Here is a 952-nt window from a genome sequence, read left to right as displayed (position 1 = left end):
AACATACTGGTTGTTTTGTTCAGTTTTCAAGGAGCAAATTCAATCGTTTATAAATTGGTGGAGCCTAGCGGGATCGAACCGCTGACCTCCTGCGTGCAAGGCAGGCGCTCTCCCAGCTGAGCTAAGGCCCCTAATATTAATGGTCGGGAAGACAGGATTTGAACCTGCGACCCCGTGGTCCCAAACCACGTGCTCTACCAAGCTGAGCTACTTCCCGAAAAGAATGGCGCGCCCGAGAGGAGTCGAACCCCTAACCTCTTGATCCGTAGTCAAACGCTCTATCCAATTGAGCTACGGGCGCTAATGGTGCCGAGGGCCGGACTCGAACCGGCACGGTAGAACCTACCGCAGGATTTTAAGTCCTGTGCGTCTGCCAATTCCGCCACCCCGGCTTAGCTTGGAGCGGAAGACGGGATTCGAACCCGCGACCCCCACCTTGGCAAGGTGGTGTTCTACCACTGAACTACTTCCGCTTAGTAAACTTGGCATATTAATGTAGATAATATAGTAAAATATAATGGTGCGGGTGAAGGGACTTGAACCCCCACGTCCGAAGACACTAGATCCTAAGTCTAGCGCGTCTGCCAATTCCGCCACACCCGCAAAATGGTGAGCCATGATGGATTCGAACCATCGACCCTCTGATTAAAAGTCAGATGCTCTGCCAGCTGAGCTAATGGCTCGTACTGTGAAAAAATATTCAATAAAATCTTAAATGATTCATTATGTTTAATGGTGCCGGCCAGAGGACTTGAACCCCCAACCTACTGATTACAAGTCAGTTGCTCTACCAGTTGAGCTAGGCCGGCAAAAGTAAATGGTGGAGGATGCAGGGCTCGAACCTGCGACCCCCTGCTTGTAAGGCAGGTGCTCTCCCAGCTGAGCTAATCCTCCAGTGCACAAGTCGTGCAACAAAAACATTAACGTGTTTGTCATATAAATATTTCATTGC

9 tRNA genes are annotated in these 952 nt (G+C 50.1%); all 9 read right to left on the bottom strand.

The features are described from left to right. Positions 1 to 55 precede the first annotated feature (55 nt). Positions 56 to 131: transfer RNA gene (locus QGM71_RS21715), tRNA-Ala, on the bottom strand. Between the two features lie 9 nt (positions 132 to 140). Further along, positions 141 to 217, bottom strand: a tRNA-Pro gene (locus QGM71_RS21710). Positions 218 to 224: 7 nt separating this feature from the next. After that, positions 225 to 301, bottom strand: a tRNA-Arg gene (locus tag QGM71_RS21705). A 3-nt stretch (positions 302 to 304) separates the two neighbouring features. After that, a tRNA-Leu gene (locus tag QGM71_RS21700) sits at positions 305 to 392 on the bottom strand. Positions 393 to 398: 6 nt separating this feature from the next. Then, positions 399 to 473: transfer RNA gene (locus QGM71_RS21695), tRNA-Gly, on the bottom strand. Between the two features lie 45 nt (positions 474 to 518). Further along, a tRNA-Leu gene (locus tag QGM71_RS21690) sits at positions 519 to 603 on the bottom strand. A 4-nt stretch (positions 604 to 607) separates the two neighbouring features. Next, positions 608 to 683 (bottom strand) — tRNA-Lys (locus tag QGM71_RS21685). 50 nt (positions 684 to 733) lie between these two features. Further along, positions 734 to 809 (bottom strand) — tRNA-Thr (locus QGM71_RS21680). A 9-nt stretch (positions 810 to 818) separates the two neighbouring features. Beyond that, positions 819 to 894: transfer RNA gene (locus QGM71_RS21675), tRNA-Val, on the bottom strand. Positions 895 to 952 lie beyond the last annotated feature (58 nt).

The sequence above is a fragment of the Virgibacillus tibetensis genome (genome assembly GCF_036026595.1).
GTDB classification, from domain to species: Bacteria; Bacillota; Bacilli; order Bacillales; family Amphibacillaceae; genus Virgibacillus_P; species Virgibacillus_P tibetensis.
This window is presented reverse-complemented; position numbering and strand designations above follow the sequence as displayed.